The organism is Streptomyces viridosporus T7A (assembly GCF_008704515.1).
Lineage (GTDB): Bacteria > Actinomycetota > Actinomycetes > Streptomycetales > Streptomycetaceae > Streptomyces > Streptomyces viridosporus.
This window is the reverse complement of the sequence record NZ_CP023700.1, coordinates 1,428,883-1,453,957: the sequence shown is the minus strand read 5'-3', so window position 1 is coordinate 1,453,957 and position 25,075 is coordinate 1,428,883. Positions and strand designations below refer to the sequence as shown.

Annotated in this window: 27 protein-coding genes; 19 read left to right on the top strand and 8 right to left on the bottom strand. The window is 73.3% G+C overall.

What is annotated here, in order from left to right:
• Positions 1-55: 55 nt before the first annotated feature.
• Together CP969_RS06795 and CP969_RS06790 are read left to right on the top strand one after the other, a co-directional pair.
• Positions 56-1,732 carry an FUSC family protein gene (locus tag CP969_RS06795; protein WP_026085365.1) on the top strand — a complete coding sequence of 559 codons (1,677 nt, stop codon included), beginning with the start codon at positions 56-58 and terminating at the stop codon, positions 1,730-1,732.
• Positions 1,729-2,346 (top strand): MarR family winged helix-turn-helix transcriptional regulator, encoded by a 618-nt coding sequence (locus CP969_RS06790; RefSeq protein WP_063744524.1) that lies wholly within the window; start codon positions 1,729-1,731, stop codon positions 2,344-2,346. The genes CP969_RS06795 and CP969_RS06790 overlap by 4 nt, the downstream gene beginning before the upstream one ends.
• Positions 2,347-2,433: 87 nt before the next feature.
• On the opposite strand, the gene CP969_RS06785 is transcribed toward CP969_RS06790, so the two are convergent.
• Positions 2,434-3,198 carry a VOC family protein gene (locus tag CP969_RS06785; RefSeq protein WP_016827352.1) on the bottom strand — a complete coding sequence of 255 codons (765 nt, stop codon included), beginning with the start codon at positions 3,196-3,198 and terminating at the stop codon, positions 2,434-2,436.
• A 224-nt stretch (positions 3,199-3,422) separates the two neighbouring features.
• Positions 3,423-3,815: a VOC family protein gene (locus CP969_RS06780; protein ID WP_016827354.1), complete on the bottom strand. Its 393-nt coding sequence runs from the start codon at positions 3,813-3,815 to the stop codon at positions 3,423-3,425.
• 93 nt (positions 3,816-3,908) lie between these two features.
• Here CP969_RS06780 and CP969_RS06775 point away from each other — a divergent pair, with 93 nt between their 5' ends.
• Complete coding sequence (locus CP969_RS06775) at positions 3,909-4,448, top strand: GNAT family N-acetyltransferase (RefSeq protein WP_004991343.1); 540 nt, start codon at positions 3,909-3,911, stop codon at positions 4,446-4,448.
• A 3-nt stretch (positions 4,449-4,451) separates the two neighbouring features.
• On the opposite strand, the gene CP969_RS06770 is transcribed toward CP969_RS06775, so the two are convergent.
• Positions 4,452-5,135 (bottom strand): glycerophosphodiester phosphodiesterase, encoded by a 684-nt coding sequence (locus CP969_RS06770; protein WP_004991345.1) that lies wholly within the window; start codon positions 5,133-5,135, stop codon positions 4,452-4,454.
• A 248-nt stretch (positions 5,136-5,383) separates the two neighbouring features.
• Between CP969_RS06770 and CP969_RS06765 the strand changes: the two genes are divergently transcribed.
• The 5 genes from CP969_RS06765 to CP969_RS06745 all read left to right on the top strand — a co-directional run bounded on the left by CP969_RS06765 (position 5,384) and on the right by CP969_RS06745 (position 9,988).
• Positions 5,384-6,781, top strand: coding sequence for a DUF6421 family protein (locus tag CP969_RS06765; protein WP_004991353.1), 1,398 nt, complete (start codon positions 5,384-5,386; stop codon positions 6,779-6,781).
• A 38-nt stretch (positions 6,782-6,819) separates the two neighbouring features.
• Complete coding sequence (locus tag CP969_RS06760; RefSeq protein ID WP_016827359.1) at positions 6,820-7,566, top strand: SDR family oxidoreductase; 747 nt, start codon at positions 6,820-6,822, stop codon at positions 7,564-7,566.
• Positions 7,563-8,633, top strand: coding sequence for a threonine aldolase family protein (locus CP969_RS06755; protein WP_004991358.1), 1,071 nt, complete (start codon positions 7,563-7,565; stop codon positions 8,631-8,633). The genes CP969_RS06760 and CP969_RS06755 overlap by 4 nt, the downstream gene beginning before the upstream one ends.
• Before the next feature lie 75 nt (positions 8,634-8,708).
• The gene (locus CP969_RS06750) at positions 8,709-9,281 is read left to right on the top strand and encodes a transglutaminase domain-containing protein (protein WP_016827362.1); all 573 of its coding nucleotides are present in this window, start codon (positions 8,709-8,711) and stop codon (positions 9,279-9,281) included.
• A gap of 14 nt (positions 9,282-9,295) precedes the next feature.
• The gene (locus CP969_RS06745; RefSeq protein WP_004991362.1) at positions 9,296-9,988 is read left to right on the top strand and encodes a B3/B4 domain-containing protein; all 693 of its coding nucleotides are present in this window, start codon (positions 9,296-9,298) and stop codon (positions 9,986-9,988) included.
• Positions 9,989-10,018: 30 nt separating this feature from the next.
• On the opposite strand, the gene CP969_RS06740 is transcribed toward CP969_RS06745, so the two are convergent.
• Positions 10,019-10,747: a lysophospholipid acyltransferase family protein gene (locus CP969_RS06740; protein WP_004991366.1), complete on the bottom strand. Its 729-nt coding sequence runs from the start codon at positions 10,745-10,747 to the stop codon at positions 10,019-10,021.
• 308 nt (positions 10,748-11,055) lie between these two features.
• On the opposite strand from CP969_RS06740, the gene CP969_RS06735 reads away from it, so the two are divergent.
• The 4 genes from CP969_RS06735 to CP969_RS06720 all read left to right on the top strand — a co-directional run bounded on the left by CP969_RS06735 (position 11,056) and on the right by CP969_RS06720 (position 14,135).
• Positions 11,056-11,433, top strand: coding sequence for a thioredoxin family protein (locus CP969_RS06735; RefSeq protein WP_191093709.1), 378 nt, complete (start codon positions 11,056-11,058; stop codon positions 11,431-11,433).
• Positions 11,434-11,588: 155 nt separating this feature from the next.
• Complete coding sequence (locus tag CP969_RS06730) at positions 11,589-12,098, top strand: flavin reductase family protein (protein WP_004991373.1); 510 nt, start codon at positions 11,589-11,591, stop codon at positions 12,096-12,098.
• A gap of 221 nt (positions 12,099-12,319) precedes the next feature.
• Positions 12,320-13,108, top strand: coding sequence for an electron transfer flavoprotein subunit beta/FixA family protein (locus tag CP969_RS06725; protein ID WP_004991377.1), 789 nt, complete (start codon positions 12,320-12,322; stop codon positions 13,106-13,108).
• Positions 13,109-13,172: 64 nt separating this feature from the next.
• Positions 13,173-14,135, top strand: a complete 963-nt coding sequence (locus CP969_RS06720; protein ID WP_016827366.1) for an electron transfer flavoprotein subunit alpha/FixB family protein — start codon at positions 13,173-13,175, stop codon at positions 14,133-14,135.
• A 37-nt stretch (positions 14,136-14,172) separates the two neighbouring features.
• Here CP969_RS06720 and CP969_RS06715 read toward each other — a convergent pair whose 3' ends face one another.
• Positions 14,173-15,102, bottom strand: a complete 930-nt coding sequence (locus CP969_RS06715) for an endonuclease/exonuclease/phosphatase family protein (RefSeq protein WP_016827369.1) — start codon at positions 15,100-15,102, stop codon at positions 14,173-14,175.
• Positions 15,103-15,348: 246 nt separating this feature from the next.
• Between CP969_RS06715 and CP969_RS06710 the strand changes: the two genes are divergently transcribed.
• The 3 genes from CP969_RS06710 (at position 15,349) to CP969_RS06700 (ending at position 17,512) form a co-directional block, all read left to right on the top strand.
• Positions 15,349-16,644 (top strand): DUF6986 family protein, encoded by a 1,296-nt coding sequence (locus CP969_RS06710; protein ID WP_016827370.1) that lies wholly within the window; start codon positions 15,349-15,351, stop codon positions 16,642-16,644.
• Positions 16,645-16,757: 113 nt separating this feature from the next.
• Positions 16,758-17,255, top strand: coding sequence for a DUF2975 domain-containing protein (locus tag CP969_RS06705; RefSeq protein ID WP_016827372.1), 498 nt, complete (start codon positions 16,758-16,760; stop codon positions 17,253-17,255).
• Positions 17,255-17,512 carry a helix-turn-helix domain-containing protein gene (locus CP969_RS06700; RefSeq protein ID WP_016827374.1) on the top strand — a complete coding sequence of 86 codons (258 nt, stop codon included), beginning with the start codon at positions 17,255-17,257 and terminating at the stop codon, positions 17,510-17,512. Before CP969_RS06705 ends, CP969_RS06700 begins: the two co-directional genes overlap by 1 nt.
• 231 nt (positions 17,513-17,743) lie before the next feature.
• Here CP969_RS06700 and CP969_RS06695 read toward each other — a convergent pair whose 3' ends face one another.
• A complete protein-coding gene (locus tag CP969_RS06695; RefSeq protein WP_078495450.1) occupies positions 17,744-18,820 on the bottom strand; it encodes a LacI family DNA-binding transcriptional regulator in 1,077 nt (358 codons plus the stop codon).
• Positions 18,821-19,032: 212 nt separating this feature from the next.
• Between CP969_RS06695 and CP969_RS06690 the strand changes: the two genes are divergently transcribed.
• The 3 genes from CP969_RS06690 (at position 19,033) to CP969_RS06680 (ending at position 21,410) form a co-directional block, all read left to right on the top strand.
• Positions 19,033-19,989: an ROK family protein gene (locus tag CP969_RS06690; RefSeq protein WP_004991389.1), complete on the top strand. Its 957-nt coding sequence runs from the start codon at positions 19,033-19,035 to the stop codon at positions 19,987-19,989.
• A gap of 43 nt (positions 19,990-20,032) precedes the next feature.
• Positions 20,033-20,224, top strand: coding sequence for a hypothetical protein (locus CP969_RS06685; protein WP_016827378.1), 192 nt, complete (start codon positions 20,033-20,035; stop codon positions 20,222-20,224).
• A gap of 145 nt (positions 20,225-20,369) precedes the next feature.
• Positions 20,370-21,410 carry an NUDIX hydrolase gene (locus CP969_RS06680; protein WP_004991393.1) on the top strand — a complete coding sequence of 347 codons (1,041 nt, stop codon included), beginning with the start codon at positions 20,370-20,372 and terminating at the stop codon, positions 21,408-21,410.
• A 282-nt stretch (positions 21,411-21,692) separates the two neighbouring features.
• Here the strand turns inward: CP969_RS06680 and CP969_RS06675 are convergent, their stop codons facing one another.
• Positions 21,693-23,054, bottom strand: a complete 1,362-nt coding sequence (locus CP969_RS06675; RefSeq protein WP_016827379.1) for a dipeptidase — start codon at positions 23,052-23,054, stop codon at positions 21,693-21,695.
• Between the two features lie 232 nt (positions 23,055-23,286).
• On the opposite strand from CP969_RS06675, the gene CP969_RS06670 reads away from it, so the two are divergent.
• Positions 23,287-24,525, top strand: coding sequence for a geranylgeranyl reductase family protein (locus CP969_RS06670; protein ID WP_016827380.1), 1,239 nt, complete (start codon positions 23,287-23,289; stop codon positions 24,523-24,525).
• Here CP969_RS06670 and CP969_RS06665 read toward each other — a convergent pair.
• On the bottom strand, positions 24,509-24,958 hold the full coding sequence (locus CP969_RS06665; protein ID WP_016827381.1) for a nitroreductase family deazaflavin-dependent oxidoreductase: 450 nt from the start codon (positions 24,956-24,958) through the stop codon (positions 24,509-24,511). The two genes, CP969_RS06670 and CP969_RS06665, sit on opposite strands and share 17 nt — an antisense overlap.
• Positions 24,959-25,075: the final 117 nt, after the last annotated feature.

The following is a 25,075-nucleotide window of genomic DNA, read 5'->3' as shown; positions in this document are numbered from 1 at the left end:
CGGAGGGGGGCGAGAAAATCTTTTACTAGTAAATTACCTGTTAGCATGGTTCCCCATGAGCAGTGCGACCCCCACCCCCTCACGTGCCCGGCGCCTCCCGGTCGCCGGTGTGCTGCGCCTCGGGCGGCCCTCCGACATCTGGTTCAAGCCGGCCCTCAGCGTGGTCGTCGCGGTCGCACCGCCCAGCCTGATCCTGGTGGCGCTCGGCCGGCTCGACCTGGCGGCGTACACGATGGCCGGGTCCCTGTGCGCCCTGTACGCCCACAACCGTCCGTACGTCGCCCGGGCCAGGGTGCTGGCGGGAGTGGTCCTGGGCATGCTCGGCGGCCTCGCCGCGGCCCTGGTCGCCGCCTCCCTCACCGAGAACGCCGTCGTCCTGGTCACCGTCGGCGCCGTGCTGGCCGCCGTCCAGAAGGTGCTGTGCGACGCCACCCGCATCGGGCCGCCCGCCCATGTGATCCTCACCTTCGTCAGCTCGGCCTCGCTGTTCGTCCCGCAGACCCTCGGCCAGGTCCCCGGCCACCTCGCGCTCGCCGCAGCGGCCGGCGCGTGGGCCTGGCTGGTCGGCATGGCGCCCGCGCCGCTCCGGCCGCACGGCCCGGAGCGCCGGGCCACCGCCCACGCCCTGAACGCCACCGCCGCGTACGCCGAGACCGCGGGCGACGGCGACGGCGACCCGAGGGCCCGGTCCGCCGCCTACGCCGCCGTCCAGGCCGCCTGGCAGACGCTGCTGGCGGCCGGGAACCGTCCCTCGGCCACCCGCCGCGCCCTCGAACGGCTCGTGGTCCGCGCCGAGGTCGCGCTCGCCGCCCCGGCCGGCACCGACCCCGTACGCCTGCGCGCCTGGGCCCGTGCCCTGCGCGGCACGGGCCGCGTCCCGCACACCGACGAGCCCCGCACGGACGCCGACGAACTCCTGGGCGCGGCCGCGGAACGCGCCACGGCGCCGCGCCCGCTGTGGAGCAGGCTCGGACCGCTCACCCCGATCGCGGTCCGCACCGGGCTCGGCTGCGCGCTCGCCGGCTACGCCTCCCTCGCCCTCGGCGTCGGCCGCCCCTACTGGGCCCTGGTCACCGCGGCCTCGATCTACCAGGCCAACATCACCCTCACCTGGAGCCGGGCCGTGCAGCGCGTCGTCGGCAACCTGGTCGGCGTCCTGCTCTTCGCGGCCATCGCCCCGATCGCCCACCTCGGTCCGCTCGCCCTCGTCCTGTGCTGCCTGGTCTGCAACTTCGGGGCCGAGGCGCTCATCGGCCGCAACTACTGGCTCGGCAGCGTCTGCGTGACCCCGCTGGCCCTGCTCGTCACCGAGTTCCCCGGCTACCAGCCGACCGGCGACCTGGTCGCCGACCGCGTGGTGGACACGCTGGTCGGCGCCCTGGTCGGGTTCGTCGCCGCCGTGGCCGTCACCAACCGGCGGGCGGGCCGGCACGTCGAGCGGGCGCTCGCCGCCGTCGACCACGCCCGGGAGCGCGCCGCCCGCCTGTCGGCCGACCCGCGGAGCACACCCGCGGCCCTGGAGTCCGCCCGGCGCGGCCTCGCGGCCGCACTGGTCGACCTGCGGGCCACCGCCGACGCCGCGGCCGGAGAATGGTGGCAGCGCGCCCTGCCGCAGGAGCGGGTCGTGCTCGCCGAGCAGGCGGCACACCGTACGCTCGCGGCGACGGTACGACGCCAGGGGTTGCTCCCGGACCCCGGCACGAGCACGCACACGGAGGACGCACGGCCATGACGGCGACCGAAGGACCATCGGCCGGCGAAGGAGCACCGGTGACGCGCGGCGACAGCCGGACGGACGCCGAGGGGACGGGCACGGCCGTCCGGGCCGAGCCCGCCCGCAGGCGGGGCGACACCGTCGCCGAGGTCGTCCGGCAGTGGCGGGCCGTCCACCCCGACCTCGACACCGGCCCCATGGAGGTGATCGGCCGCATCAACCGCTGCTCCGCCCTCCTCCAGCAGGCCGAGGACGCCCCGCTGCGCCGGGCGGGCCTGACCCGCCCCGAGTTCGACCTGCTCGGCGCGCTGCGCCGCACCGGCCACGAACTGACCCCGAGCGAGCTGGCCCGGGAGACCTTCTCCTCGGGCGCCGCCGTCACCAAGCGCCTCAAACAGCTCACCGAGCGCGGGCTGGTCGAACGCCGCGGCGACACCCGTGACCGCCGCGTCGCGCACGTCCGCCTCACCGACGCCGGGCGCGACCTGGTCGACGGCGTCCTGCCCGCGCAGCTCGCCTACGAGACCGCCGTGCTGTCCGGCCTGGAGGGGCCGGAACGCGGCGAACTCGCCGCCCTGCTGGGCGAACTGCTCGGACAACTGGAAGGCCGCCCGGGCACCCTGCGGGCCTGAAACCGCTCGCGGCACCCGGCCCCGCGGACACCGCCGGGCCGGGCCGGGCCGCGCCCGGAGCGCGCCGCGCGCCCGCCCCGCCGGGCCTCAGCCCCGGCCGCCCGCCCGGTACACGCCGAACATCGCCCCCTGCGGGTCCCGGAGCACCGCGCTCCGCGGGCCGTCGGGCAGCGAGGTGGGCTCCATCAGCACGGTGCCCTCCACCCGCGTCGTCGTCACGGCGGCGGCGTCCACGTCCTCGACCGCGAAGTACGGCAGCCAGTGCGCCGGCACCTCGTGCGGGAACTTGTCGTCCATCGTCACCATGCCGCCGAAGTCCGCGCCGCCGACGCCCCACCGGGGGTAGCGCGGGGAGGGGCCCACGCTCCAGCCGAACACGGTGGTGTAGAAGGCCACGGCCTCCTTCGGCGCGCGGGTCAGCAGCTCCACCCAGCCCAGCGACCCGGGGGCGTTGAACAGCCCGGCGCCCGGGAAGGCGCCGGGCTGCCACAGCTGGAAGAGGGCACCGGAGGGGTCGGCGGCCACCACGGAACGGCCCAGGTCGAACACGTCCACCGGGCCGAGGAGCACCGCCCCGCCCGCCGAGGTCACCGCGCGGACGGCGGCCTCGGCGTCGGGTACCGCGAACGACACGTTCCAGGCGACCGGCTGCGACGGCCGGTCCAGCGGTGCCAGCGCGGCGACCGCCGCGTCGCCGAGGTGCGCGACCGTGTAACCGCCCGCCTCCTCACGCGCGTCCACCGTCGGACGCCAGCCGAACAGCCGCGTGTAGAACCGCCGGGCGGACTCCGGGTCGCCGGTCCCCAGCTCGACCCAGCACGGGCCACCGGTCACCGGTGCGGTCAGCTCCATGGCTCTCCTTCCACGGCGGTCCCTCCCGGGTGCGCCCCTGCCAGCACGCTAAGCCCGGTGCCGGACCCGGGCCATCCGGCGCGGAACCCGCCGGTGCGGGCCGCGCGGTGCGGTCGTACCGCCGGGCCCGGCCGCACCGCGCGGCGGCCGTGATCGGCCCACCGGTCCGGCCGGCACGCGGGTGGCCGCCGTCGTGCCCGGCGTCCGCGCCCGAACGGCCGGGCTCAGATCCCCGGCCGGTACCGCAGGGGATGGTCCGACGGGATCTCCACCAGCACGATCGGGGTGCCGTCCGGGTCCTCGATCCACATCTCGACCAGCCCCCAGGGCTCCTTCACCGGGGGCCGGACGATCTCGACGCCCGCGGCCCGCAGCTCCTCGTGCGCCGCCGCCACGTCCTCGACCTGGAGCCACAGCCGTACCGCCGGGGACGGCACGGCGTCCGAGCGGCCCGAGAGCTCCAGGAAGCCGCCGCCGAGGAAGTAGACGGTGCCGCGTTCCGGCCCGGTGCCGAACTCGCGGTGGACGGCGAGGCCGAGCCGCTCGCCGTAGAAGACGCGGGAACGCTCGGGGTCGGTGGGGCGCAGCAGGACGCGGCTGCTCAGTACGTGCACCATGCGGCAGAGCGTAGTGCCCGGGTTAGTCTCGTCCCCGGCCGAACCGCGCCGGAGCGCGACACAGACACAGCAGAGGAACCGGAGAAGCGCCCCATGGAATCCGCCACCACCGAACTGACCTTCCGCGACGCCACCGACGCCGACGTGGACGCCCTCGTCGCGCTGATCGAGTCGGCGTACCGGGGGGACTCCAGCCGCGCCGGGTGGACCACCGAGGCGGACATCCTCGAGGGGCAGCGGACCGATCCGGAGGGCGTGCGGGAGGTCGTCGCGTCCCCGGACAGCCGGCTGCTGGCGGTGGAGCGCGACGGCCGGATCGTCGCCTGCTGCCAGCTCGAGCGCCGCGGTGAACACGCCTACTTCGGGATGTTCGCGGTCAGCCCCGCCCTCCAGGGCGCCGGACTCGGCCGGGCGGTCATCGCGGAGGCCGAGCGGCAGGTCCGTGAGACCTGGGGCGTGCGCGAGATGCACATGACCGTGATCTCCGTGCGCGAGGACCTGATCGCCTGGTACGAGCGGCGGGGCTACCGCCGTACGGGAAGGACGTCCCCCTTCCCGTACGGCGACGAGCGCTTCGGCGTTCCGCTCCGCGACGACCTGCGGTTCGAGTTGCTGGTGAAGGAGCTGGCCTGACCGTCACGCGGTGAAGCGCCCGGTGCGTTTGATCTCCGGGTAGTCGGTGGTCGCCCCGTCGAGCCCCAGGGCCCGTACGAGTCTGAGGTGGTCCTGGGTGTTCACCACCCAGCCGATGATCCTCAGATCGGCCTTGCGCGCGTGCTCGACGATCTCCAGGGTGAGCCGGCGGATGTCTAGGCAGACGGTCGAGGCGCCGGCCCCGACCGCCCGCTCCACGACGTCGGTGCCGTAGCGGCCGGCGATGAGTGCCGTGCGCACCCCGGGAACCAGGCGGGCGATCTCCGCGATTGCCTCGTCGTGGAACGAGGACACCTCGACCCGGCCGGCCAGGTCCCGTCCGTTCATCACCTCGGCCAGCGCCCGGGCCGCCCGGACGTCCTTGATCTCGGCCTGCAGGGGCGTCCGGACGGCGTCGACCACCTCCTCGAAGACGGGGATCCGCTCGCCGCGCCCGGCGTCCAGGGCGCGCAGCTCGGCAAGGGTCTTGTCGGCGATCGGGCCGGTTCCGTCCGTCGTGCGGTCCACGTCCGTGTCGTGCATGACGACGAGCACGCCGTCCTTGCTCAGGTGCAGATCGAGTTCGATGACGTCGAGGCCCGCCTCCTGGGCGGCGGTGAAGGACCGGAGGGTGTTCTCGGGTTCGACACCCATGACTCCGCGGTGACCGATGGTGAGGAAGTTCAAGGGGGACTCGCTTCCGTCGACGGCGGCGGGCCGTGTCCCCACGGCCCTCCTGGACCGTATCGCCTGTGCCCGCTCCGTCCAGAGGCTGAACCCCGTTCACACGGAGCCTCCCCCATATGCATGATCGACAGGAAAAAGTGCGGTGAAGCCTGGGGTGGGGCAGGATAATTTTCTGAGGTCCCCTTGCTGGGAGAAACCTCCTGTGGATACGGTCTGCTTATGCAGGTTCTCCCGTGGAGGATGGGGTCATGACGGAAATTCTTGTGCAGGTGGGTGCGGAGGGAAAGGTTCCTTCGGTAAGCAGGGTGGTCGAGCACCCGGCGTGGCCCGTGCTCAAGGATGCCGTGGAGCGGATCCGGCCCTGGCAGTCCAAGGACGGGTCGATCGACTTCGACGCCGAGGGCGCCCCGGCCCGCGCCGATGCCGAGCGCGCGGTGCGTGAGGTGGCCGAGGCCGTCGAGCGGCTGTCACCGCTGCTGCCCCACGACCGCGCCTACCACGAGGCCCTGGTGAGGGACCTGGGCCGCTGGGCCGAGGGCGGCTTCGAGGTGCCCGACTTCCTCGACTCGCTGCTGGCCTTCCAGCCGGCCGCGCACCGCGAGGACGGTCTGCAGCACCTGGTCGTCTTCCCGATGTACACGCAGAACGGCAACCCGGACCGCAACCTGGAGGCGGTCGTGCTGCGCATGGTCTGGCCGGACTGGCTGGCCGAGCTGGAGCGCACCCGCTACGACAACCCGCTGTTCTGCGGCATCACCTTCGAGGACTTCACCGCGGGCTACGACACCAACTCCGCGGTGCTCTTCCCCGAGACCATCGCCGTGCGCGAGGCTCCCGAGCGGTTCACCTGGGGCGGCATCTTCTGCGACCGCGAGGCCGCCCGCTTCCGCCGGGTCACCGCCGCCGCCGTCGACATCCTGGGCCTGCGGCTGCCCGAGGACGTCGCCGCGATGGTGCACGACCAGAAGCGCTGCGAAGAGGCGTTCGTGCTCTGGGACATGATCCACGACCGCACCCACAGCCACGGCGACCTGCCGTTCGACCCGTTCATGATCAAGCAGCGCCAGCCGTTCTGGATGTACGGCCTGGAGGAGCTGCGCTGCGACCTCACCGCCTTCAAGGAGGCCGTGAAGCTCGCGGACGAAGGCATCCCGCAGGCCCGGGACGTGCAGGTCGCGGTGCTCTTCGACCGGATGTTCCGCTTCCCGGTCACCGGCGAGCGGGTCCGCAACTACGACGGCCTCGGCGGCCAGCTGCTCTTCGCCTACCTGCACCGGCACGACGTCGTGCGCTGGACCGACAACAAGCTCTCCATCGACTGGGAGCGCGCCCCGCAGATCACCAACCAGCTGTGCGCCGAGATCGAGAAGCTGTACCGCGACGGCATCGACCGCCCGAAGCTCGTCCACTGGTTCGCCGGCTACGAGCTGGTGTCCACCTACCTCTCCCCGCACCCGGGCTCGAAGTGGGCCAAGGGTCCCGACGCCCTGGACCTTTCGCAGCCGCCGCGCAAGCTCGTCGATGACGTGCTTCCGGACGAGTTTCCGCTGAGCATGTTCTATGAGGCACTGTCCAAGAAGCTGAAGAACGTGATTGCCTCCACCAAGGGCATCACGGCGGACGGCGCCGAGCGGGTCGCCGCGTGAGCGATCGCGTGTCCACAACTGCTCAGGAGGCGAGGACCATGGGGAACGGCGCGCTCGACGGTGCAGTGATCGCGGTGGCCGGCGCGGGGGGACCCGCGGGGCGTGCGGCACTGCTCAGGCTGGCCGAGGCGGGGGCGACCGTCGTCGGCTCCGACAACGACCCGGAGCGGCTGGCGGAGGCGGTCGACGCGGCCCGCTACGCGCACGGCGGCGCCACCGTCACCGGTGACACGGTCGACCTGCTCGACCTGGACTCCACCCGCGAGTGGGCCGTCCGCACCGAGAAGGAGTTCGGCCGCGTCGACGGTCTGGTCCACCTCGTCGGCGGCTGGCGCGGCAGCGAGGCCTTCACCAAGACCAGCCTGGACGACTGGGACTTCCTGGAACTGCTGCTGGTGCGCACCGTGCAGCACACCTCCCTCGCCTTCCACGAGGCGCTCCAGCGCAGCGACCGCGGCCGGTACGTCCTGATCAGCGCGGCCGGCGCGAGCAAACCCACCGCGGGCAACGCGGCGTACGCCGCCGCCAAGGCCGCCGCCGAGGCGTGGACGCTCGCCCTGGCCGACTACTTCCGCAAGGCCGGGGGCGAGCAGGGGCCGACGTCGGCGGCTGCGATCCTGGTGGTGAAGGCGTTGGTGCACGACGCGATGCGCGCCGACCGCCCCAACGCGAAGTTCGCGGGCTTCACGGACGTCGACGACCTGGCCGAGGCCATCGTCGGAGTCTGGGAGAAGCCCGCCGCGGAAGTGAACGGAAACCGTCTGTGGCTGACCGAGAAGCCGTGAACCCACCGAGGACCGACGCGCGTCGTCACCACGATCCGGACGTCCGCGGTTTCGCCAGCGACAACTACGCGGGGGCCCACCCGGAGGTGCTCGCCGCCCTGGCCCTGGCCAACGGCGGGCACCAGGTCGCGTACGGCGAGGACGCGTACACCGAGAACCTCCAGCAGGTGATCCGCAGCCACTTCGGACCCACCGCCGAGGCGTTCCCGGTCTTCAACGGCACCGGCGCCAACGTCGTCGCGCTCCAGGCGGTCACCGACCGCTGGGGCGCGGTGATCTGCGCCGAGAGCGCCCACATCAACGTGGACGAGGGCGGCGCGCCGGAGCGGGTGGCCGGGATCAAGCTGCTCACCGTGCCCACCCCGGACGGCAAGCTCACCCCCGAGCTGATCGACCGGCAGGCGTACGGCTGGGAGGACGAGCACCGCGCCATGCCGCAGGTGGTCTCCCTCGCCCAGGCCACCGAGCTGGGCACGGTGTACACGCCCGACGAGATCCGCGCCATCTGCGAGCACGCCCACGACCGCGGCATGAAGGTGCACGTCGACGGCTCCCGGCTGGCCAACGCCGCCGCCACGCTGGACGTGCCGATGCGCACCTTCACCAACGCGGCCGGCGTCGACATCCTCTCCCTGGGCGGCACCAAGAACGGCGCCCTGTTCGGCGAGGCGGTCGTCGTGCTCAACCAGGACGCCGTCCGCCACATGAGGCACCTGCGCAAGCTGTCCATGCAGCTCGCGTCCAAGATGCGCTTCGTGTCGGTGCAGCTGGAGGCGCTGCTGGCCCGGGACCTGTGGCTGCGCAACGCCCGGCACGCCAACGGGATGGCCCAGCGCCTGGCCGAGGGCGTGCGCGCCGTGCACGGCGTGGAGATCCTCCACCCGGTGCAGGCCAACGCGGTCTTCGCGCGCCTGCCGCACGACGTGAGCGAGCGCCTGCAGAAGCGGTTCCGGTTCTACTTCTGGGACGAGGCCGCGGGTGACGTCCGCTGGATGTGCGCCTTCGACACCACCGAGGACGACGTGGACCTGTTCGTGGCGGCGCTCAAGGAGGAGATGGCCCGGTAGCACCGGATGCATAGATATGCGACCGATCGGAAATGCATTGACCGCCGATCGGTCGCATGCCTATGCTCTGGCCGCATGCAGCTGATCCAGGAAACTCCCGACCTCTCCTCCTACTTGGCCGCCGACGAGGTCGTCGACCACCATCATCCGCTGGTTCGGGAGACGGCCGCGCGCCTGGTCGAGCGGGCGGTGGACTCGTATGACTATGCGCGGATGGCGTTCGAGTTCGTGCGCGACGCCATCCCGCACTCGCAGGACTTCGGTGACCTCCGGGTCACCTGGCGCGCCTCCGACGTCCTGGGCCGGCGCACCGGCATCTGCTACGCCAAGGCCCACGCGCTGGCGGCGCTGCTGCGGGCCGAGGACATCCCGACCGCGTTCTGCTACCAGAACCTCGGGGTCGTGCACGCACTGGTCGCCGTCCGCTTCCACGGCGCCTGGCACCGGCAGGACCCGCGGGGCAACAAGCCGGGGGTCGACGCGCGGTTCTCCCTGGACGGTGAGCGCCTGGCCTTCACGCCCGACGCCGCATCCAACGAGATGGACTACCCGGTCTTGTATGCTGCACCGCATCCGGTCGTGCTGAACGCCCTCAGGGCCGCCCCCGACCGGCCGCACCTGTGGCGGACACTCCCCACCGCACTCTGAGCCAAGGCGGGACCATGACGTTCACCCCGACCGTTTCCGACGAGGTGCGCGCCCTCGCACCCGGCTTCACCCATGTCGCCGTCGAGGCCCACGACCTGGTCAACGCGCCCACCACGGAAGCGAGTTCCGCCCTGCTCGACGACGCGGCCCGGCGGCTGGCCGCCCGCCTGGGCGGACGGGCCCCGCACGAGGACCCGCACATGGCGGCCTGGCGCGAGGTCTACACGCGGTTCGGCTCGAAGCCGTCCCGCACCCGCAACTCGGCGGAGGCGCTGGCCCGGCGGGCCCTGACGGAGGCCGGGCTGCCCCGGATCAACCTCCTCGTCGACCTCTACAACGCCGTCAGCGTCGCCCGTCTGATCCCCGTCGGCGGCGAGGACCTCGACCGGATCCGGGGCGCGATGCGGCTCGTGCGGGCCACCGGCGAGGAGGACTTCGTGACCGTCTCCGGGGGAGAGGAGAGCGTCGAGCACCCCGACGCCGGCGAGGTGGTGTGGCGCGACGACGCAGGCGTGACCTGCCGCCGCTGGAACTGGCGCCAGGGCCCGCGCACCCGGCTCACCGAGGGGACGACCGCGGGCGTCTTCCTGCTGGAGGGCATGGCGCCGATGCCGGTCGCCGACCTGGAGGCCGCCGCCGGCGAACTCGCGGAACTGCTGGAGAAGTTCAGCCCCGGCGCGCGGATCACCGTCCACCCGCCGGTGTGAGCGGGCCCGGACGGCCGCCGCCCCGCCCGGTCAGCGCGCCTCGGCCGCGCGGACCTGTTCCGGCGTCGGGGCGGTACCGCCGAGGTGCGCGGGCATCCACCAGGTGTCGTCCGGCCCCTTGGGCCGTACCGGGTACGCGCGCTGGGCCGCCTCCAGCAGCTCCTGGACCCGCTCCCGCAGCTGCCGGGTGAGGGCGCCCGCGTACTTGTCCCTGGACGCCTCGATCGCCTCGCCGACGCGGATGGTGATCGGGGTGTGGCTGCGCTTGAAGTTGCGCGGATGGCCCTTGGTCCACAGCCGCTGGGTGCCCCACACCGCCATCGGGATCAGCGGGACGCCCGCCTCCTGCGCCATGCGCGCGGCACCCGACTTGAAGCTCTTCAGCGTGAACGACTGCGAGATCGTCGCCTCCGGGAAGACGCCCACGACCTCGCCCGACCGCAGCGACTGCAGCGCGTGCGCGTACGCAGCGTCGCCCTGCTTGCGGTCCACGGGGATGTGCTTCATCCCGCGCATCAGCGGACCGGAGATCCTGTGCCGGAAGACGGACTCCTTCGCCATGAAGCGCACGAGCCGCTTCTGCGGGAGCGCCGCCAGGCCGTTGAAGACGAAGTCCAGGTAGCTGATGTGGTTGCTCACCAGCACGGCGCCGCCCGAGCGGGGGATGTTCTCCGAGCCTTGGCAGTCGATCTTGAGGTCCCACACCTTGAACAGAGTCTGGGCGAAACCGATGACCGGACGGTAGACGAGTTCTGCCATGGGCGAGGTGGAACCCTTCCTGCTCTGCCTGGGAAGGGGGAAGCTCCCAGTCGAAAGTTACGCAGCCGTAGGTTTACGGCTTGTCGCAGATGGTGCCCCATGAACGGCCCGTGAACCAGCCCTGGTGCCCGACGGCGGCGAGATTCTCGTCACGTCCACCCACCTGATCCACCTCGGGCTTTTGCGTCGTCATTACTCCGGGGGACCCGGCTGCCGCCGTCCGGCGGCACCTCCGGCGGAGCGGACCGCCCCGTACGGCACCGCCCCCGCGCGAGCGGGAATCTCCGAGGCGGCGTGAGCGCTTCAGGCTGGTGAGGGCCGCGGTGGCGGCGCGGACGACAAAGAGCGGGAGAGTGCGGGTGCGCGGGCGGGACGACGGCGAGCGGCTGGAGGCGGCGGAACTGGGCGCACGACTCGGGGAGCGCGCGACGCTCGTGCAGTTCTCGAGCGCGTTCTGCGCCCCCTGCCGGGCGACCCGGAGGGTGCTCGCGGACGTGGCCGGGATGGTCCCGGGCGTGGCGCACGTGGAGATCGACGCCGAGGCCCGGCTGGACCTCGTCCGGCGGCTGGAGGTCCTCAAGACCCCGACGGTCCTGGTGCTCGACGCCGGCGGCCGTGTCGTGCGGCGCGCGGCCGGCCAGCCGCGCAAGGCCGATGTGATCGCCGCCCTCGGGGAGGCCGTGTGAGGGCCCGGAACTCCGGCGTGAGCCGTCTCGCACATCCCGGGACCGACTTGACTGTGCCGTACAGCTATCGTCAGCCTGACAGCATGTCGTCGGAACCCCTTCGCCACCGGCGGGTACCCGGCCGCCCCATCGTCTCCCCGCAGAAGGACGGTTTCATGACGGCCACGTCCGACCTCGGCGCCGCCCGGCCCGCCTCGCCCGACCTGCTGCGCTCCGTGTTCCGGAAGCACGCGGCGGGCGTCGCCGTGATCACCGCGCGCGGCCGGTCGGGTCCGGTCGGCTTCACCGCCACCTCCCTCGCCTCCGTCTCCGCCGACCCTCCGATGCTGTCCTTCTCCGTCGGCACCGGGGGGTCGAGCTGGCCCGCGATAGCGGGGAGCGACCATGTCGGCGTGCACGTCCTCGGGGAGCACCAGCAGGAGCTGGCGGCCACCTTCGCGCGCAGCGGGGCCGACCGGTTCGGTCCGGCCACCGCCTGGCGGGAGGGGCCCGAGGGCGTTCCCGTGCTGGACGACGTGCCGGCCTGGATGGTGTGCAGGGTGGTGACGCGGGTGCCCGCCGGGGACCACCGGATCGTGCTCGCCGAGATCCTGATGGGCGACCCCACCGGTCACGGCCGTCCGCTCCTCTACCACCAGGGGCGCTTCGGCGGGCTGCGGGACTGAGCCGGAGCTCCCGTCCCCTGCTGCGGGCCCGTCGAGTTCCGGTTACGCTGCGTTGCGAAGGTCACAGTTCAAAGCGCTTGCTTAGCGGGAACGAACTGGGTGTACTGACGAGTAATATTTCGTTCGGAGCGTGGGCCGCCCCGACCGGGATCGCCCGCTCCAGGCGCCTATGCTGCCTGCAGGCAGGCAGCCAGAAATGACGATGCAGTAGGAGAGCCGGCGTGAGCTTGAGGATCGTTGTCACCGTGAAGTACGTGCCCGACGCCACTGGCGACCGGCACTTCGCCGATGACCTGACCGTCGACCGGGACGACGTGGACGGTCTGCTCTCCGAACTGGACGAGTACGCGGTCGAGCAGGCGCTGCAGATCTCGGAGAACTCCGACGACGACGTGGAGATCACCGTCCTGACGGTGGGCCCGGAGGACGCCAAGGACGCCCTGCGCAAGGCGCTGTCCATGGGTGCGGACAAGGCGATCCACGTCGAGGACGACGACCTGCACGGCACCGACGCCATCGGCACCTCCCTGGTCCTGGCCAAGGCGATCGAGAAGGCCGGCTACGACCTGGTCATCTCCGGCATGGCCTCCACCGACGGCGTGATGGGCGTCGTCCCGGCGCTGCTCGCGGAGCGCCTGGGCGTGCCGCAGGTGACGCTGCTGTCCGAGGTCTCGGTCGAGGACGGCACGGTCACCGGCCGCCGGGACGGCGACGCCGCCTCCGAGCAGCTCCAGGCGTCCCTGCCGGCGGTCGTGTCGGTCACCGACCAGTCGGGCGAGGCCCGTTACCCGTCCTTCAAGGGCATCATGGCGGCCAAGAAGAAGCCCGTGCAGTCCTGGGACCTGTCCGACCTCGACCTCGAGGCGGAGGAGGTCGGCCTGGAGGGCGCCTACACGGTCGTGGAGTCGGCGGCCGAGCGTCCGGCCCGCACCGCCGGCACGATCGTCAAGGACGAGGGCGAGGGCGGCAAGCAGCTCGCCGAGTTCCTCGCGAGCCAGAAGTTCATCTGAGCCCCACGGGCTCGAGCTCGCTTCCCGCCCCTCACCCCTTCGCAAGCAGGAGAGAAGAAGTCCCATGGCTGAAGTTCTCGTCTACGTCGACCACGTGGACGGCGCCGTCCGCAAGCCCACCCTGGAGCTGCTGACCCTGGCCCGCCGCATCGGCGAGCCGGTCGCCGTCGCGCTGGGCAGCGGCGCCGCGGACACCGCCGCCACCCTCGCCGAGCACGGTGCGGTCAAGGTCCTCACCCACGAGGCCGCCGAGTACGCCGACTACCTGGTCGTGCCGAAGGTGGACGCGCTGCAGGCCGCGGTCGAGGCCGTCTCCCCGGCCGCCGTCCTGGTCCCGTCCTCCACCGACGGCAAGGAGATCGCCGCCCGCCTGGCGCTGCGCATCGGCTCCGGCGTCATCACCGACGCCGTCGACCTGGAGGCCGGCGAGGCCGGCCCGGTGGCCACCCAGTCGGTGTTCGCCGCCTCCTACACCACCAAGTCCCGTGTCTCCCGGGGCGTCCCGGTCATCACGGTCAAGCCCAACAGCGCGGCCGTGGAGCCGGCGCCGGCCGCCGGCGCGGTCGAGGCCCTGTCGGTGACCTTCTCCGCGGCGGCGACCGGCACCAAGGTCACCGGCCGCACGCCGCGCGAGTCGACCGGCCGCCCGGAGCTGACCGAGGCCGCGATCGTGGTCTCCGGCGGCCGCGGGGTGAACGGCGCGGAGAACTTCGCGATCATCGAGGCGCTGGCCGACTCCCTCGGCGCGGCCGTCGGTGCCTCGCGGGCCGCGGTGGACGCCGGCTGGTACCCGCACACCAGCCAGGTCGGCCAGACCGGCAAGAGCGTGTCGCCGCAGCTGTACATCGCCTCGGGCATCTCCGGCGCGATCCAGCACCGCGCGGGCATGCAGACCTCGAAGACCATCGTGGCCATCAACAAGGACGCCGAGGCCCCGATCTTCGAGCTGGTCGACTACGGCGTCGTCGGCGACCTGTTCGACGTCGTCCCGCAGCTGACCGAGGAGATCAAGACCCGCAAGGGCTGATCGCACCACGCTCAGGACCGCCCGAGACCCCCGCGACCTACGTGGTCGCGGGGGTCTCGGGCGGTCCGGGCGTCAGCGCCGCCTGCACCGGCAGGTGATCGCTCGGGAACCGCCCGGCCGGCGCGAAGGTGTTGACGGACGCCCGGTGCACCGTGACCCCGGGGGTGGCCAGGATCCAGTCGATGCGGGGGCCGCCCGGCACCGGCGGCCGGTACCCGTGGAAGGTCCCGTACGGCTCACCGCGCTCGGCCGCCGCCTCCCAGGTGTCGACGAGACCGGCACCCAGCAGCGTGTCGTACACCGGGTTCTCGTGGGCGGCGACGTTGAAGTCCCCCGTCACCACCACGGGCACGGAACGGCCCAGCCCGCCGACGCGGTCGGCGATGAGGGCGGCGGCCCGCTCGCGGGCGTACTGGCTCGCGTTGTCCAGATGGGTGTTGAGCACGTGGAACTCCCGCCCGCCCGCGCGCAGATCGCGGAAGCGGACCCGGGTGGCCATGCGGACGAAGGCGTTGCCCCAGGTGTTCGAGGCGATCACGTCCGGGGTGTCGGAGAGCCAGAAGTGGTCGTACTCCAGCGGGACGAGCCGGCGGGTGTCGTAGAGGACCGCCGTGAACTCGTCCCGGCTGCCGCCCTCCCGCCCGGTGCCGATCCAGTCGTAGGCCGGGCCCAGGTCCGCCTCGATGTCCCGCAGCTGCGGGTAGAGGCCTTCCTGGGTGCCGATGACATGCGGGCGTTCGCGGCGCAGCAGGTCCCGCATCACGGGTCTGCGGACGGCCCAGCTGTGGGGCTCCGCCGCGCTCGCGAAGCGGAGGTTGAACGACATGACCTCCAGGGGGCGGTCCGGACGTTCCTTCGCCGAGGCGGGCCCCGGGGGCAGTGCCGTACTGGCGAGCGGAAGGGCGACGGAGGCGGTCAGTGCGGCCTTCAGTCCCAGGCGGCGCGTGACATGGCTGGGGTGCGGCACGGGAACTCCTTCGGTGGCGCGGCGCGGCGGCTTCCGGGCGAGTCGTGCGTACGGCGGGGTGCCGAAGGGGGCGCGGAGGCGCGACAGGGCCGCGCCTCCGCCCAGACGATGCCAGAGACACGCGAACATGCCGAGACGGTGGAGGGGAGAGCGGGACGCGGGACGGGTGTTGACCGGCGGAAAGCCGCCCGCTAGCTTCGCATACGGACTGTTTATTCCGCATGGCGGAAGTGGGGAGCGTGGGGCATGGGGCAGGAGCGGGTGGCGACGACTCTCGCGGGTGCCGTCAGCAAGGAGATCGGCGCCTGTCTCGCGTCCGTCGACGCCGAGCTGGAGCGCCGCTACCCCGGAGACCCCGGCACCCGTCAGCCCGTCCACACCGTCTACGTCCCCGCTGACGCCTTCACCGCCGGCACCCTCCGCTCCTGGGGCGACCGGGCCCTCGCCGCGCTCGACGAACACGCTCCCGACGCCGCCTCGTTCGCCGCCGCGCTCGGTCCGGACGGCGGGTCGGCCGGGGACGTGTACGGCCGCGTCCGCGCCAAGCTGGAGCGCGAGCCGGTCGAGGACCTGCGCGTCGACTTCGAGGACGGCTACGGCGACCGGCCCGACGCCGAGGAGGACGAGGCCGCCGCCCGCGCGGCACGCCTGATCGCCGAGGCGTACGGCGACGGCACCGCCGCCCCGTACATGGGCATCCGCGTGAAGTGCCTGGAGGCCGCCGTCCGCGACCGGGGCATCCGCACCCTGGACATCTTCCTCACCGGTCTGATGGAGGCCGGCGGCCTGCCGGACGGGCTGGTCCTGACCCTGCCCAAGGTCACCTACCCCGAGCAGGTCACGGCCATGGTCCGCCTCCTCGAGGCCTTCGAGCAGGCGCGCGGCCTCGAACCGGGCCGGATCGGCTTCGAGATCCAGATCGAGACCAGCCAGTCCGTCCTCGCCGCCGACGGCACCGCCGCCGTCGCCCGCATGATCCAGGCGGCCGAGGGCCGTGCCACCGCTCTGCACTACGGCACCTTCGACTACAGCGCCGCCCTCGGCGTCTCCGCCGCCCACCAGGCGGGCGACCATCCGGTCGCCGACCACGCCAAGGCCGTCATGCAGGTCGCGGCGGCGGGCACCGGGGTGCGGGTCTGCGACGGCTCCACCAACGTCCTGCCCGTCGGGCCGACCGAGAAGGTGCACGCCGCCTGGCGCCTGCACCACGGGCTCACCCGCCGTGCCCTGGTCCGTGCCTACTACCAGGGCTGGGACATGCACCCCGGCCACCTGCCCACCCGCTACGCGGCCGTCTTCGCCTTCTACCGCGAGGGCTTCGAACAGGCCGCCGCCCGTCTCGCCCGGTACGCCGCCCGGGCCGGCGGCGACGTCATGGACGAGCCCGCCACCGCCCGCGCCCTCGCCGGCCACCTGCTGCGCGGGCTGGACTGCGGGGCCCTCGACGCCGCCGAGGTGGCGGGGGCGACCGGCCTGACCCGTGCCGACCTCGAGGGCTTCGCGACACCCCGGCGGCACGGCCGCACGGACCCGGTGCGGTAGCCGGCCCGGCGACCCGGTCCGCGGCGGCCGCGCGGTCGCGGACCGGGTCGCCCGCTTGCCCTACCTATCGAATCTCGATAGATTTCCATCGTGGTTCGATGGAAGGAGAGGCGATGGGACAGCTGACGGTGCTCGCACTGCGCGCCGTGCTCGGGGCACTGCTGGCGGGCTCGGTGGCCGTGCAGACGGTGATGGTGCCGCTGCTGGCGAGCGACCTGGAAGGACTGGACCCGGACTACGCGTACCTGCGCACCCCGTTCCTGCTCGTCGTGGTGCTGGGAGTGGTGACGGCCCAGGTCGTCCTGGTCTGCGTCTGGCGGCTGGTGACGATGGTGCGGCGCGGAACCGTGTTCTCCCACGCCGCCTTCCGGTACGTGCACCTCGTGATCGGCGCGTTCGTGGCCGCCGCGCTCCTGGTGTTCACGCTCGGGGTGCTCCTGGCCCCGGGTGAGGCCGTGGCCCCGGGCGTCGTGCTCCTGCTGGGGGGAGTCGGCCTGGCGGTCCTGGGCGTCGCGCTCGTCGTGCTCGTGCTGCGGATGCTGCTCGCCCAGGCCGTCGCGCGCGACGTCGAGGCGTCGCGGATGCGGGCCGAACTGGCCGAGGTGATCTGATGCCGATCGCCGTCGACATCGACGTGATGCTGGCCCGGCGGAAGATGTCCGTGGGCGAGCTCGCCGAACGCGTCGGGATCACCCCCGCCAACCTGGCGGTCCTCAAGAACGGCCGCGCCAAGGCGGTGCGGTTCACGACGCTCGCCGCGCTCTGCGAGGTGCTCGAGTGCCAGCCGGGCGACCTGCTGCGCTGGGAACCCGACAGCCCCGACGAGGACGCGCAGGCGTCCCTCGTGGGCGGCGCCGGCCGCCCGTGACGCCGGCCCGCGGCTGAGGGGGCGTTCCCGGTCCCCGCGCGGCGGATCCGCCGCGGATGCCGCGAACGCCCCCTCCCGCCACGCCCCTCAGGGTGCGGGGCACGCACGGTCAGGGACGGCGACGACGGGCCGGTGCCCGGGCTTCCCGTCTGCTGAGGCGGGGCGTACCGCTCCGGACCGGACACCGTCCCGCGGGACGGTGTCCGGTCCGGAAAAGGCGCCGCGCGCCGGTCAGTCCGCCGGGGGCAGCTCGCCGGAGCCGCGCGTGACCAGCCGGGTCGGCAGCTCGATGCGCCCGGGACGGAGCAGGGTGCCGTCCAGCTGGCGGAAGAGGCGCTCGGCGGCGGTCCGGCCCAGGGCCGCCGCGTCCTGGGCGACGACCGTGACCCCCGGCCGGAGCAGATCGGCGAGTTCGATGTCGTCGAAGCCGACGAGCGCGACCCGGCGCGCGTGCTCGGCCAGCACCCGGATCACGGTGACCGTCACCCGGTTGTTGCCCGTGAAGATCGCGGTGACCGGGTCCGGGCCGGAGAGCATCTCCTCGGCCGCCCGGCGCACCCGCTCGGGGTCGGTGACACCCAGCGACATCCAGGACTCCGCCACCGGTATGCCCGCGTCCTCCAGGGCGGTCCGGTAGCCGCGCAGCCGCTCGGCCGCGGTGTGGATGCGGGGCATGTCACCGATGAAACCGATCCGGCGGTGCCCGTGCGCGATCAGGTGGGCCACGCCGTCGCGGGCACCGCCGTAGTTGTCCGACAGGACGACGTCCGCGTCGATCCGCCCGGCCGGCCGGTCCACGAACACGGTGGCGACGCCCGCCTTCAGCTCCGGCTCCAGGTACCGGTGGTCGTCGCCCGCGGGGATCACCACCAGCCCGTCCACCCGGCGGGCGCACAGCGCCAGCACCAGCTCCTGCTCACGGTCGGCGTCCTCCGCGCTGGAGCCGTTGATCAGCAGGGCGCCGTGCGCGCGGGCCACCTCCTCGACCGCCCGGCTCAACGGCCCGTAGAAGGGGTCCGCCAGATCCTCGAGGACCAGTCCGATGCTGGCGGTGCGGCCCTTGCGCAGCACCCGCGCGCTGTCGTTGCGGCGGAAGCCGAGCGCCTCGATGGCCTCCTGGACGCGGCGCTCCGTCTCCGGCGTGACCCCGGGCTCGCCGTTGACCACCCGGGAGACCGTCTTGAGCCCGACCCCGGCGCGGGCGGCCACGTCCTTCATCGTCGGACGGCTGCCGTAACGGGTCCCTGGGAGGCGGTCGGTGCGGCGGTGCGTCTCCGGCACGGTGTCCTGTCCTGTCCTGTCGTCCACGGGGATGCGTGGGGCCGTGGGTCTGTATGAGGATGTGGCGTCGAGCATAGAGCCTGGACAACGTTGTCAGACTCGGGGGACACTGTCCACCGCACCCTTCGGCCCGCGCGTCGCAGTGAGACCGGGGATGTGGTCCGCCCCATGTGCCGTCTTCCGGCCGTACATGGTTCTTCCGGACGTTTTCCGACGGTTGAGGGGGAGATCCGACACTGATGCACACCGACCTCGTGGCCGCGCTCGACATCGGCGGCACCAAGATCGCCGGCGCGCTGGTGGACGGCCAGGGCCGGATCCTGGTCCGCGCCCAGCGGCCGACGCCCGCGCGGGAGGACGGTGAGACCGTGATGCGGGCGGTCGAGGCCGTGCTCGGCGAACTCCGCGCGTCCCCGCTGTGGCGGGGCGCCCGCGCCGTGGGCATCGGCAGCGCCGGCCCCGTGGACGCCTCCGCGGGCACGGTGAGCCCGGTGAACGTGCCCGGCTGGCGCGACTACCCGCTCGTCGCCCGGGTGCGGGACACGGCCGGGGGCCTGCCCGTGGAGCTGATCGGCGACGGTGTGGCGATCACGGCGGCCGAGCACTGGAAGGGCGCCGCCCGCGGCCACGACAACGCGCTGTGCATGGTCGTGTCGACCGGGGTCGGCGGCGGCCTGGTGCTGGGCGGCCGGCTGCACCCCGGACCGACCGGCAACGCGGGCCACATCGGCCACATCAGCGTCGACCTGGACGGCGACCGGTGCCCGTGCGGCTCGCGCGGCTGCGTGGAGCGCATCGCGAGCGGCCCGAACATCGCCCGCCGCGCCCTGGCCGACGGCTGGCGGCCCGGCCCGGACGGCGACACCTCCGCCGCCGCGGTGGCCGCGGCCGCCCGAGCCGGGGACCCGGTGGCGGTCGCCTCCTTCGAACGGGCCGCCCGGGCGCTGGCCGCCGGCATCGCGGCCACCGCGACCCTCGTCGAGATCGACATCGCCGTGATCGGCGGGGGAGTGGGCAAGGCCGGCGAGGTCCTCTTCGCCCCCCTGCGCGGGGCCCTGACCGAGTACGCCACCCTGTCCTTCGTCCAGCGCCTCGTGGTGGCTCCGGCGCGGATGGGCACCGACGCCGGTCTCGTGGGCGCCGCGGCGGCGGCGCTGGCCGGCCGGACGGACGCGGCCGCCGGTGCGGTCGCGTGAACGTCCGCGTGACCCCGGGGCCGTCCCGGCCGTTGAGCCCGGTATGAAGAAGCGCAGCATGCTCGCCATCGCCTCCCTCGCCACCGGTTTCGTCGTCGCGGCGGTCACCCCGTCGCACGCGCTCGGCGAGAGCCTCGGCGGCCTCGGCACCGACGACGCCCTCAGCGCCCTGGACCGGGCCGCCGACGCCGACGCCCTCCCGGACCTGGACGGGCGGCAGAAGGACAAGGACTGACCTGACCCGCGGCAGGACCGCACGGCGCCGTCGCCCCTCGGCCGAAGGGGCGACGGCGCCGTTGCCGTGCGCTCTCAACTGGATCTGGTTTCCGTGGCAGGGTGGAGCGGGCAAGCCTCAGGGGGCCAACAGAAGAGGGGGAACCGTGATCGTCTGGATCAACGGCGCGTTCGGTGCGGGGAAGACCACCACCGCACGCGAACTGATCGAGCTGATCCCGAACAGCACGCTCCTCGACCCCGAGGTCATCGGCGGAGCGCTGAGTCGTCTGCTGCCGCCCAAACACCTCGCCGAGGTCGGCGACTTCCAGGAGCTCCCGATCTGGCGACGACTCGTGGTCGACACGGCGGCCGCGATGCTCGCCGAGCTCGGCGGGACCCTCGTGGTCCCCATGACCCTGCTGCGCCAGGAGTACCGCGACGAGATCTTCGGCGGCCTCGCCGCCCGCCGCATCCCGGTCCGTCATGTCCTCCTCGCTCCGGCGGAAACGATCCTGCGCAAGCGCATAGCCGGCCGCGACGTCCCGCAGGACCTCCCCGACGGCGAGACGCGCGTCCGGCAGTGGTCCTACGACCACATCGAACCGTACAAGTCCGCCCTCGCCTCCTGGCTCACCGCCGACGCCTACCCGATCGACACCGGCGCCCTGAGTCCGTACGACGCCGCCCTGCGGATCGCCGAGGCGGTCGGCAGCGGGGCGGTGCCCGCCTGCGACATCGTGCAGACGCCCGAGCCCACCGCCGAGACCGTCGCCGCCGGGGTCCTCCTGTTCGACGAACAGGACCGGGTGCTGCTCGTCGACCCCACCTACAAGGCGGGCTGGGAGTTCCCGGGCGGGGTCGTGGAACGCGGGGAGGCGCCCGCGCGCGCGGGCATGCGCGAGGTCGCCGAGGAGACCGGTATCCGCCTCGACGACGTACCGGCGCTGCTCGTCGTCGACTGGGAGCCGCCCGCACCGCCCGGATTCGGCGGTCTGCGCCTGCTCTTCGACGGCGGCCGTCTCGACGCCGCGGACGCCGGACGGCTGCTGCTGCCCGGGCCCGAGCTGCGCGACTGGCGCTTCGCCTCCGAGGCCGAGGCCGCCGAACTGCTGCCGCCGGTCCGCTACGAGCGGCTGCGCCGGGCGCTGCGGGCCCGGGAACGCGGGAAGGCGGTGTACCTGGAGGCCGGGGTGCCGGTCGGATGAGCGCGGGGCCCGCGCCCACCGGTCGGCTCCCGGGACGTGCCCGACGCGCGCCCCGCCGCCGAGGCCGAGGACGTCACCGCCGGACAACTCCGTGACCCGGGCGGGGCGTTCGAAGCCCGGGGGCAGGAGTCGCGCCGCCCGCTCGTGCAGGGGGCGCTCCCGGCCCTCGAGCACCGCGGGCGGGCCCGGGGGTTCGCCGCGCACGTGCGGTGCGGCCAGCCGGTGGGCCGGTACCGCGGCACCGGTGGGCTCCGCCGCGGGCGACGCGGTGGAGCGCCGCGCTCAGCTCGCGCCGGACGCGTAGGCGCGCAGGAACAGCGCCTCCGCGACCGACAGCCGCTCCAGTTCGTCGGGGGAGACGCTCTCGTTCACCGCGTGGATCTGCGCCTCCGGCTCGCTCAGGCCGATGAGCAGGATCTCCGCCTGCGGGTAGAGGGTGGCGAGGGTGTTGCACAGCGGGATGGAGCCGCCCTGACCCGCGTACTGCATCTCCTGACCCGGGTAGGCCACCGCCATCGCGTCGGCCATGGCCCGGTAGGCCGGGCTGGTGGTGTCCGCGCGGAACGCCTGTCCCTGGCCGATCTGCTCGATGCTCACCCGCGCGCCCCACGGCGTGTGCGCCTCCAGGTGCGCCTGCAGCAGCTTCGTCGCCCCGGCCGCGTCGACGCCCGGCGGGACCCGCAGGCTGATCAGCGCACGGGCACTGGCCTGGACGGACGGGGTGGCGCCGACCACCGGCGGGCAGTCGATGCCGAGCACGGTGACCGCCGGGCGCGCCCAGATGCGGTCGGCGACCGTGCCGGAGCCGATCAGCCGCACGCCGTCGAGCACCTTCGCGTCCTTGCGGAACTGCTCCTCGTCGTACTGCAGTCCGTCCCAGGCGGTGTCGTCGGTCAGCCCGTCGACGGTCGTGGAACCGTCCTCGGCGCGCAGCGAGTCCAGGACGCGGACGAGCGCGGCCAGCGCGTCGGGCGCGGCACCGCCGAACTGGCCGGAGTGCAGGTTGCCCTCCAGGGTGTCGATCCGCACCCGGACGAGCGTCATGCCGCGCAGGGTGGAGGTGACCGTCGGCAGACCGGCGCGGAAGTTGCCCGCGTCGCCGATGACGACGGCGTCGGCCTCCAGCAGCTCGGGGTGCTCCTCGGCGTACCGCTCCAGACCGCCGGTGCCCTGCTCCTCCGAGCCCTCGACGATCACCTTGACGTGCACGGGGACACCGCCGTCGGCCTTCAGCGCGCGCAGCGCCAGCAGGTGCATGATCACGCCGCCCTTGCAGTCGGCGGCCCCGCGCCCGTACCAGCGGCCGTCCCGCTCGGTCAGCTCGAAGGGCGGGGTGGCCCAGCCGGCCTCGTCCAACGGCGGCTGCACGTCGTAGTGCGCGTACAGGAGGACGGTCTTCGCGCCCTCGGGGCCGGGCAGGTGGCCGTACACCGACTGGGTGCCGTCCGGGGTGTCGAGCAGCGCCACGTCCTGGAAGCCCTCGGCGGTGAGCGCGTCCGCGATCCAGCGCGCGGCGCCCTCGCTCTCGCTGCGCGGGAACTGGTCGAAGTCCGCCACCGACCTGAAGGCCACCAGCTCGGCGAGCTCCTCCTTCGCCCTGGGCATCAGAGAGGCGACGGTGGCGGCGACCGGATGCGACGACATGGGCACGCTCCTTGTGGGTGCGACGTTGTACTTCTCGCGTACCTCCGGGTACGCGACGATCGTGCGGGGTGTGCGAGGTCCCGTGTACGGGGCACTCACCTCGCCGATCCTCCCACAGCGGCCTGCGACGATCACCGCCGTAGGATGCGGGGGACAGATGGGGGTACCCCCTGCTCGAACGAAGCCGGGAGCTGGGGGAGGCAGGCGGCTTGATCGGGAGCAGTAAACCATCGTGAGCAGCGAGAACTCTTCGGCGGACGACGTGCGGCAGGTGTGGGACGTCGTCGTGGTGGGCGCGGGACCCGCGGGGGCCTCGGCCGCCTACGCGGCGGCGGTCGCGGGGCGGCGCGTGCTGCTGCTGGAGAAGGCGGAGCTGCCACGCTACAAAACCTGCGGCGGCGGCATCATCGGCCCCTCGCGCGACGCGCTCCCACCCGGCTTCGAGCTTCCGCTGAAGGACCGGGTGCACGCGGTGACGTTCTCCCACAACGGGCGCTTCAGCCGCACCCGCCGCTCCCGGCAGATGCTGTTCGGGCTGATCAACCGGCCCGAGTTCGACCAGCAACTGGTGGAGCACGCACAGAAGGCGGGCGCCGAACTGCGCACCGGCGTCACCGTGCAGCGGGTCGAGCAGCACGGCTCGGCCGTACCGGACCGGCGCACGGTCGCCCTCGTGCTGCAGGGCGGCGAGACGGTGCTCGCGCGGGCCGTCGTCGGCGCGGACGGCAGCGCGGGCCGGATAGGAGCGCACGTCGGGGTCAAGGTCGACCAGGTCGACCTGGGCCTCGAGGCGGAGATCCCGGTGCCGGAGACCGTCGCCGAGGACTGGAAGGGCCGGGTGCTCATCGACTGGGGCCCCATGCCCGGCAGTTACGGCTGGGTGTTCCCCAAGGGCGACACGCTGACCGTCGGCGTGATCTCCCGGCGCGGGGAAGGCGCCGCGACCAAGCGGTACCTGGAGGACTTCATCGGGCGGCTCGGCCTCGCCGGCTTCGAACCGAGCATCTCCTCCGGCCACCTGACCCGCTGCCGCACCGACGACTCGCCGCTGTCGCGCGGGCGGGTGCTGGTGTGCGGGGACGCGGCCGGGATGCTGGAGCCGTGGACCCGCGAGGGCATCTCCTTCGCGCTGCGCTCGGGCCGGCTGGCGGGGGAGTGGGCGGTGCGGATCGCCGAGGCCCACGACGCCGTGGACACGCGCCGGCAGGCGCTGAACTACGCCTTCGCCGTCAAGGCGGGCCTCGGTGTGGAGATGAGTGTCGGCAAGCGGATGCTCGCGGCGTTCGAACGGCGCCCCGGGGTGTTCCACGCGGTTCTCACCGGCTTCCGCCCGGCCTGGAAGGCGTTCAAGGACATCACCCAGGGCTCGACGACCCTCGGTGAACTGGTCCGCACGCATCCGCTGGCGCACCGGGCCCTGACGGCACTGGACCGGCGCTCCGCGGAGGGCGAGGTCAGCTCCCGGTCGTGATCCGGAAGACCGGGTGGTCGGGGGCGATGCGGCGCAGCTCGTCGTCGGAGGAATCGGGGCCGACCCCGTGGAAGAAGGCCCCGACCTCCGCCTTCCACCGCGCGAGGTAGGCGCGCAGCAGCGGCGGCTTGTCGTCGTCGGCCACCTCGGCCGCGGTGAAGACCTCCACGTCCCGGCCCAGGCGCAGCTCGCCACCGCCGGCCGCGCGCATGTTGTGCGTCCACTGGACGTGGCCGCGCGGCGCGACGAGGTACCGCTCGCCGTCCACGGTGAGGAGGTTGACCGGGGTCGTCCGCCACTGCCCGCTGCTGCGGCCGCGGACGGCGAGGACCCGCGACCCCCGGACGCTCAGTCCGCGGTGGGTCAGCCATGCGACGAGGCGGTTGAGGACGTGGACGGTGAACCAGCCGGGCTTCTTGACGTACGCGGACATGCGGGGACCCCCTGGGGTGCGAATTTCAGTGAGCGGTGCTCTCTTGTGTGAGCAGTGCTCTCGCTCACGGATGCCAGTCTGCCGGACGTCGCGCCCCGGAGCAAGAGCACTGCTCTC

Coding starts and splice junctions, on each gene's coding strand:
- CP969_RS06795 (WP_026085365.1), top strand. CDS start 56: ATGAGCAGTGCGACCCCCACCCCCTCACGTGCCCGGCGCCTCCCGGTC.
- CP969_RS06790 (WP_063744524.1), top strand. CDS start 1,729: ATGACGGCGACCGAAGGACCATCGGCCGGCGAAGGAGCACCGGTGACG.
- CP969_RS06785 (WP_016827352.1), bottom strand. CDS start 3,198: ATGGAGCTGACCGCACCGGTGACCGGTGGCCCGTGCTGGGTCGAGCTG.
- CP969_RS06780 (WP_016827354.1), bottom strand. CDS start 3,815: ATGGTGCACGTACTGAGCAGCCGCGTCCTGCTGCGCCCCACCGACCCC.
- CP969_RS06775 (WP_004991343.1), top strand. CDS start 3,909: ATGGAATCCGCCACCACCGAACTGACCTTCCGCGACGCCACCGACGCC.
- CP969_RS06765 (WP_004991353.1), top strand. CDS start 5,384: ATGACGGAAATTCTTGTGCAGGTGGGTGCGGAGGGAAAGGTTCCTTCG.
- CP969_RS06760 (WP_016827359.1), top strand. CDS start 6,820: ATGGGGAACGGCGCGCTCGACGGTGCAGTGATCGCGGTGGCCGGCGCG.
- CP969_RS06750 (WP_016827362.1), top strand. CDS start 8,709: ATGCAGCTGATCCAGGAAACTCCCGACCTCTCCTCCTACTTGGCCGCC.
- CP969_RS06745 (WP_004991362.1), top strand. CDS start 9,296: ATGACGTTCACCCCGACCGTTTCCGACGAGGTGCGCGCCCTCGCACCC.
- CP969_RS06740 (WP_004991366.1), bottom strand. CDS start 10,747: ATGGCAGAACTCGTCTACCGTCCGGTCATCGGTTTCGCCCAGACTCTG.
- CP969_RS06730 (WP_004991373.1), top strand. CDS start 11,589: ATGACGGCCACGTCCGACCTCGGCGCCGCCCGGCCCGCCTCGCCCGAC.
- CP969_RS06720 (WP_016827366.1), top strand. CDS start 13,173: ATGGCTGAAGTTCTCGTCTACGTCGACCACGTGGACGGCGCCGTCCGC.
- CP969_RS06710 (WP_016827370.1), top strand. CDS start 15,349: ATGGGGCAGGAGCGGGTGGCGACGACTCTCGCGGGTGCCGTCAGCAAG.
- CP969_RS06705 (WP_016827372.1), top strand. CDS start 16,758: ATGGGACAGCTGACGGTGCTCGCACTGCGCGCCGTGCTCGGGGCACTG.
- CP969_RS06700 (WP_016827374.1), top strand. CDS start 17,255: ATGCCGATCGCCGTCGACATCGACGTGATGCTGGCCCGGCGGAAGATG.
- CP969_RS06690 (WP_004991389.1), top strand. CDS start 19,033: ATGCACACCGACCTCGTGGCCGCGCTCGACATCGGCGGCACCAAGATC.
- CP969_RS06685 (WP_016827378.1), top strand. CDS start 20,033: ATGAAGAAGCGCAGCATGCTCGCCATCGCCTCCCTCGCCACCGGTTTC.
- CP969_RS06675 (WP_016827379.1), bottom strand. CDS start 23,054: ATGTCGTCGCATCCGGTCGCCGCCACCGTCGCCTCTCTGATGCCCAGG.
- CP969_RS06665 (WP_016827381.1), bottom strand. CDS start 24,958: ATGTCCGCGTACGTCAAGAAGCCCGGCTGGTTCACCGTCCACGTCCTC.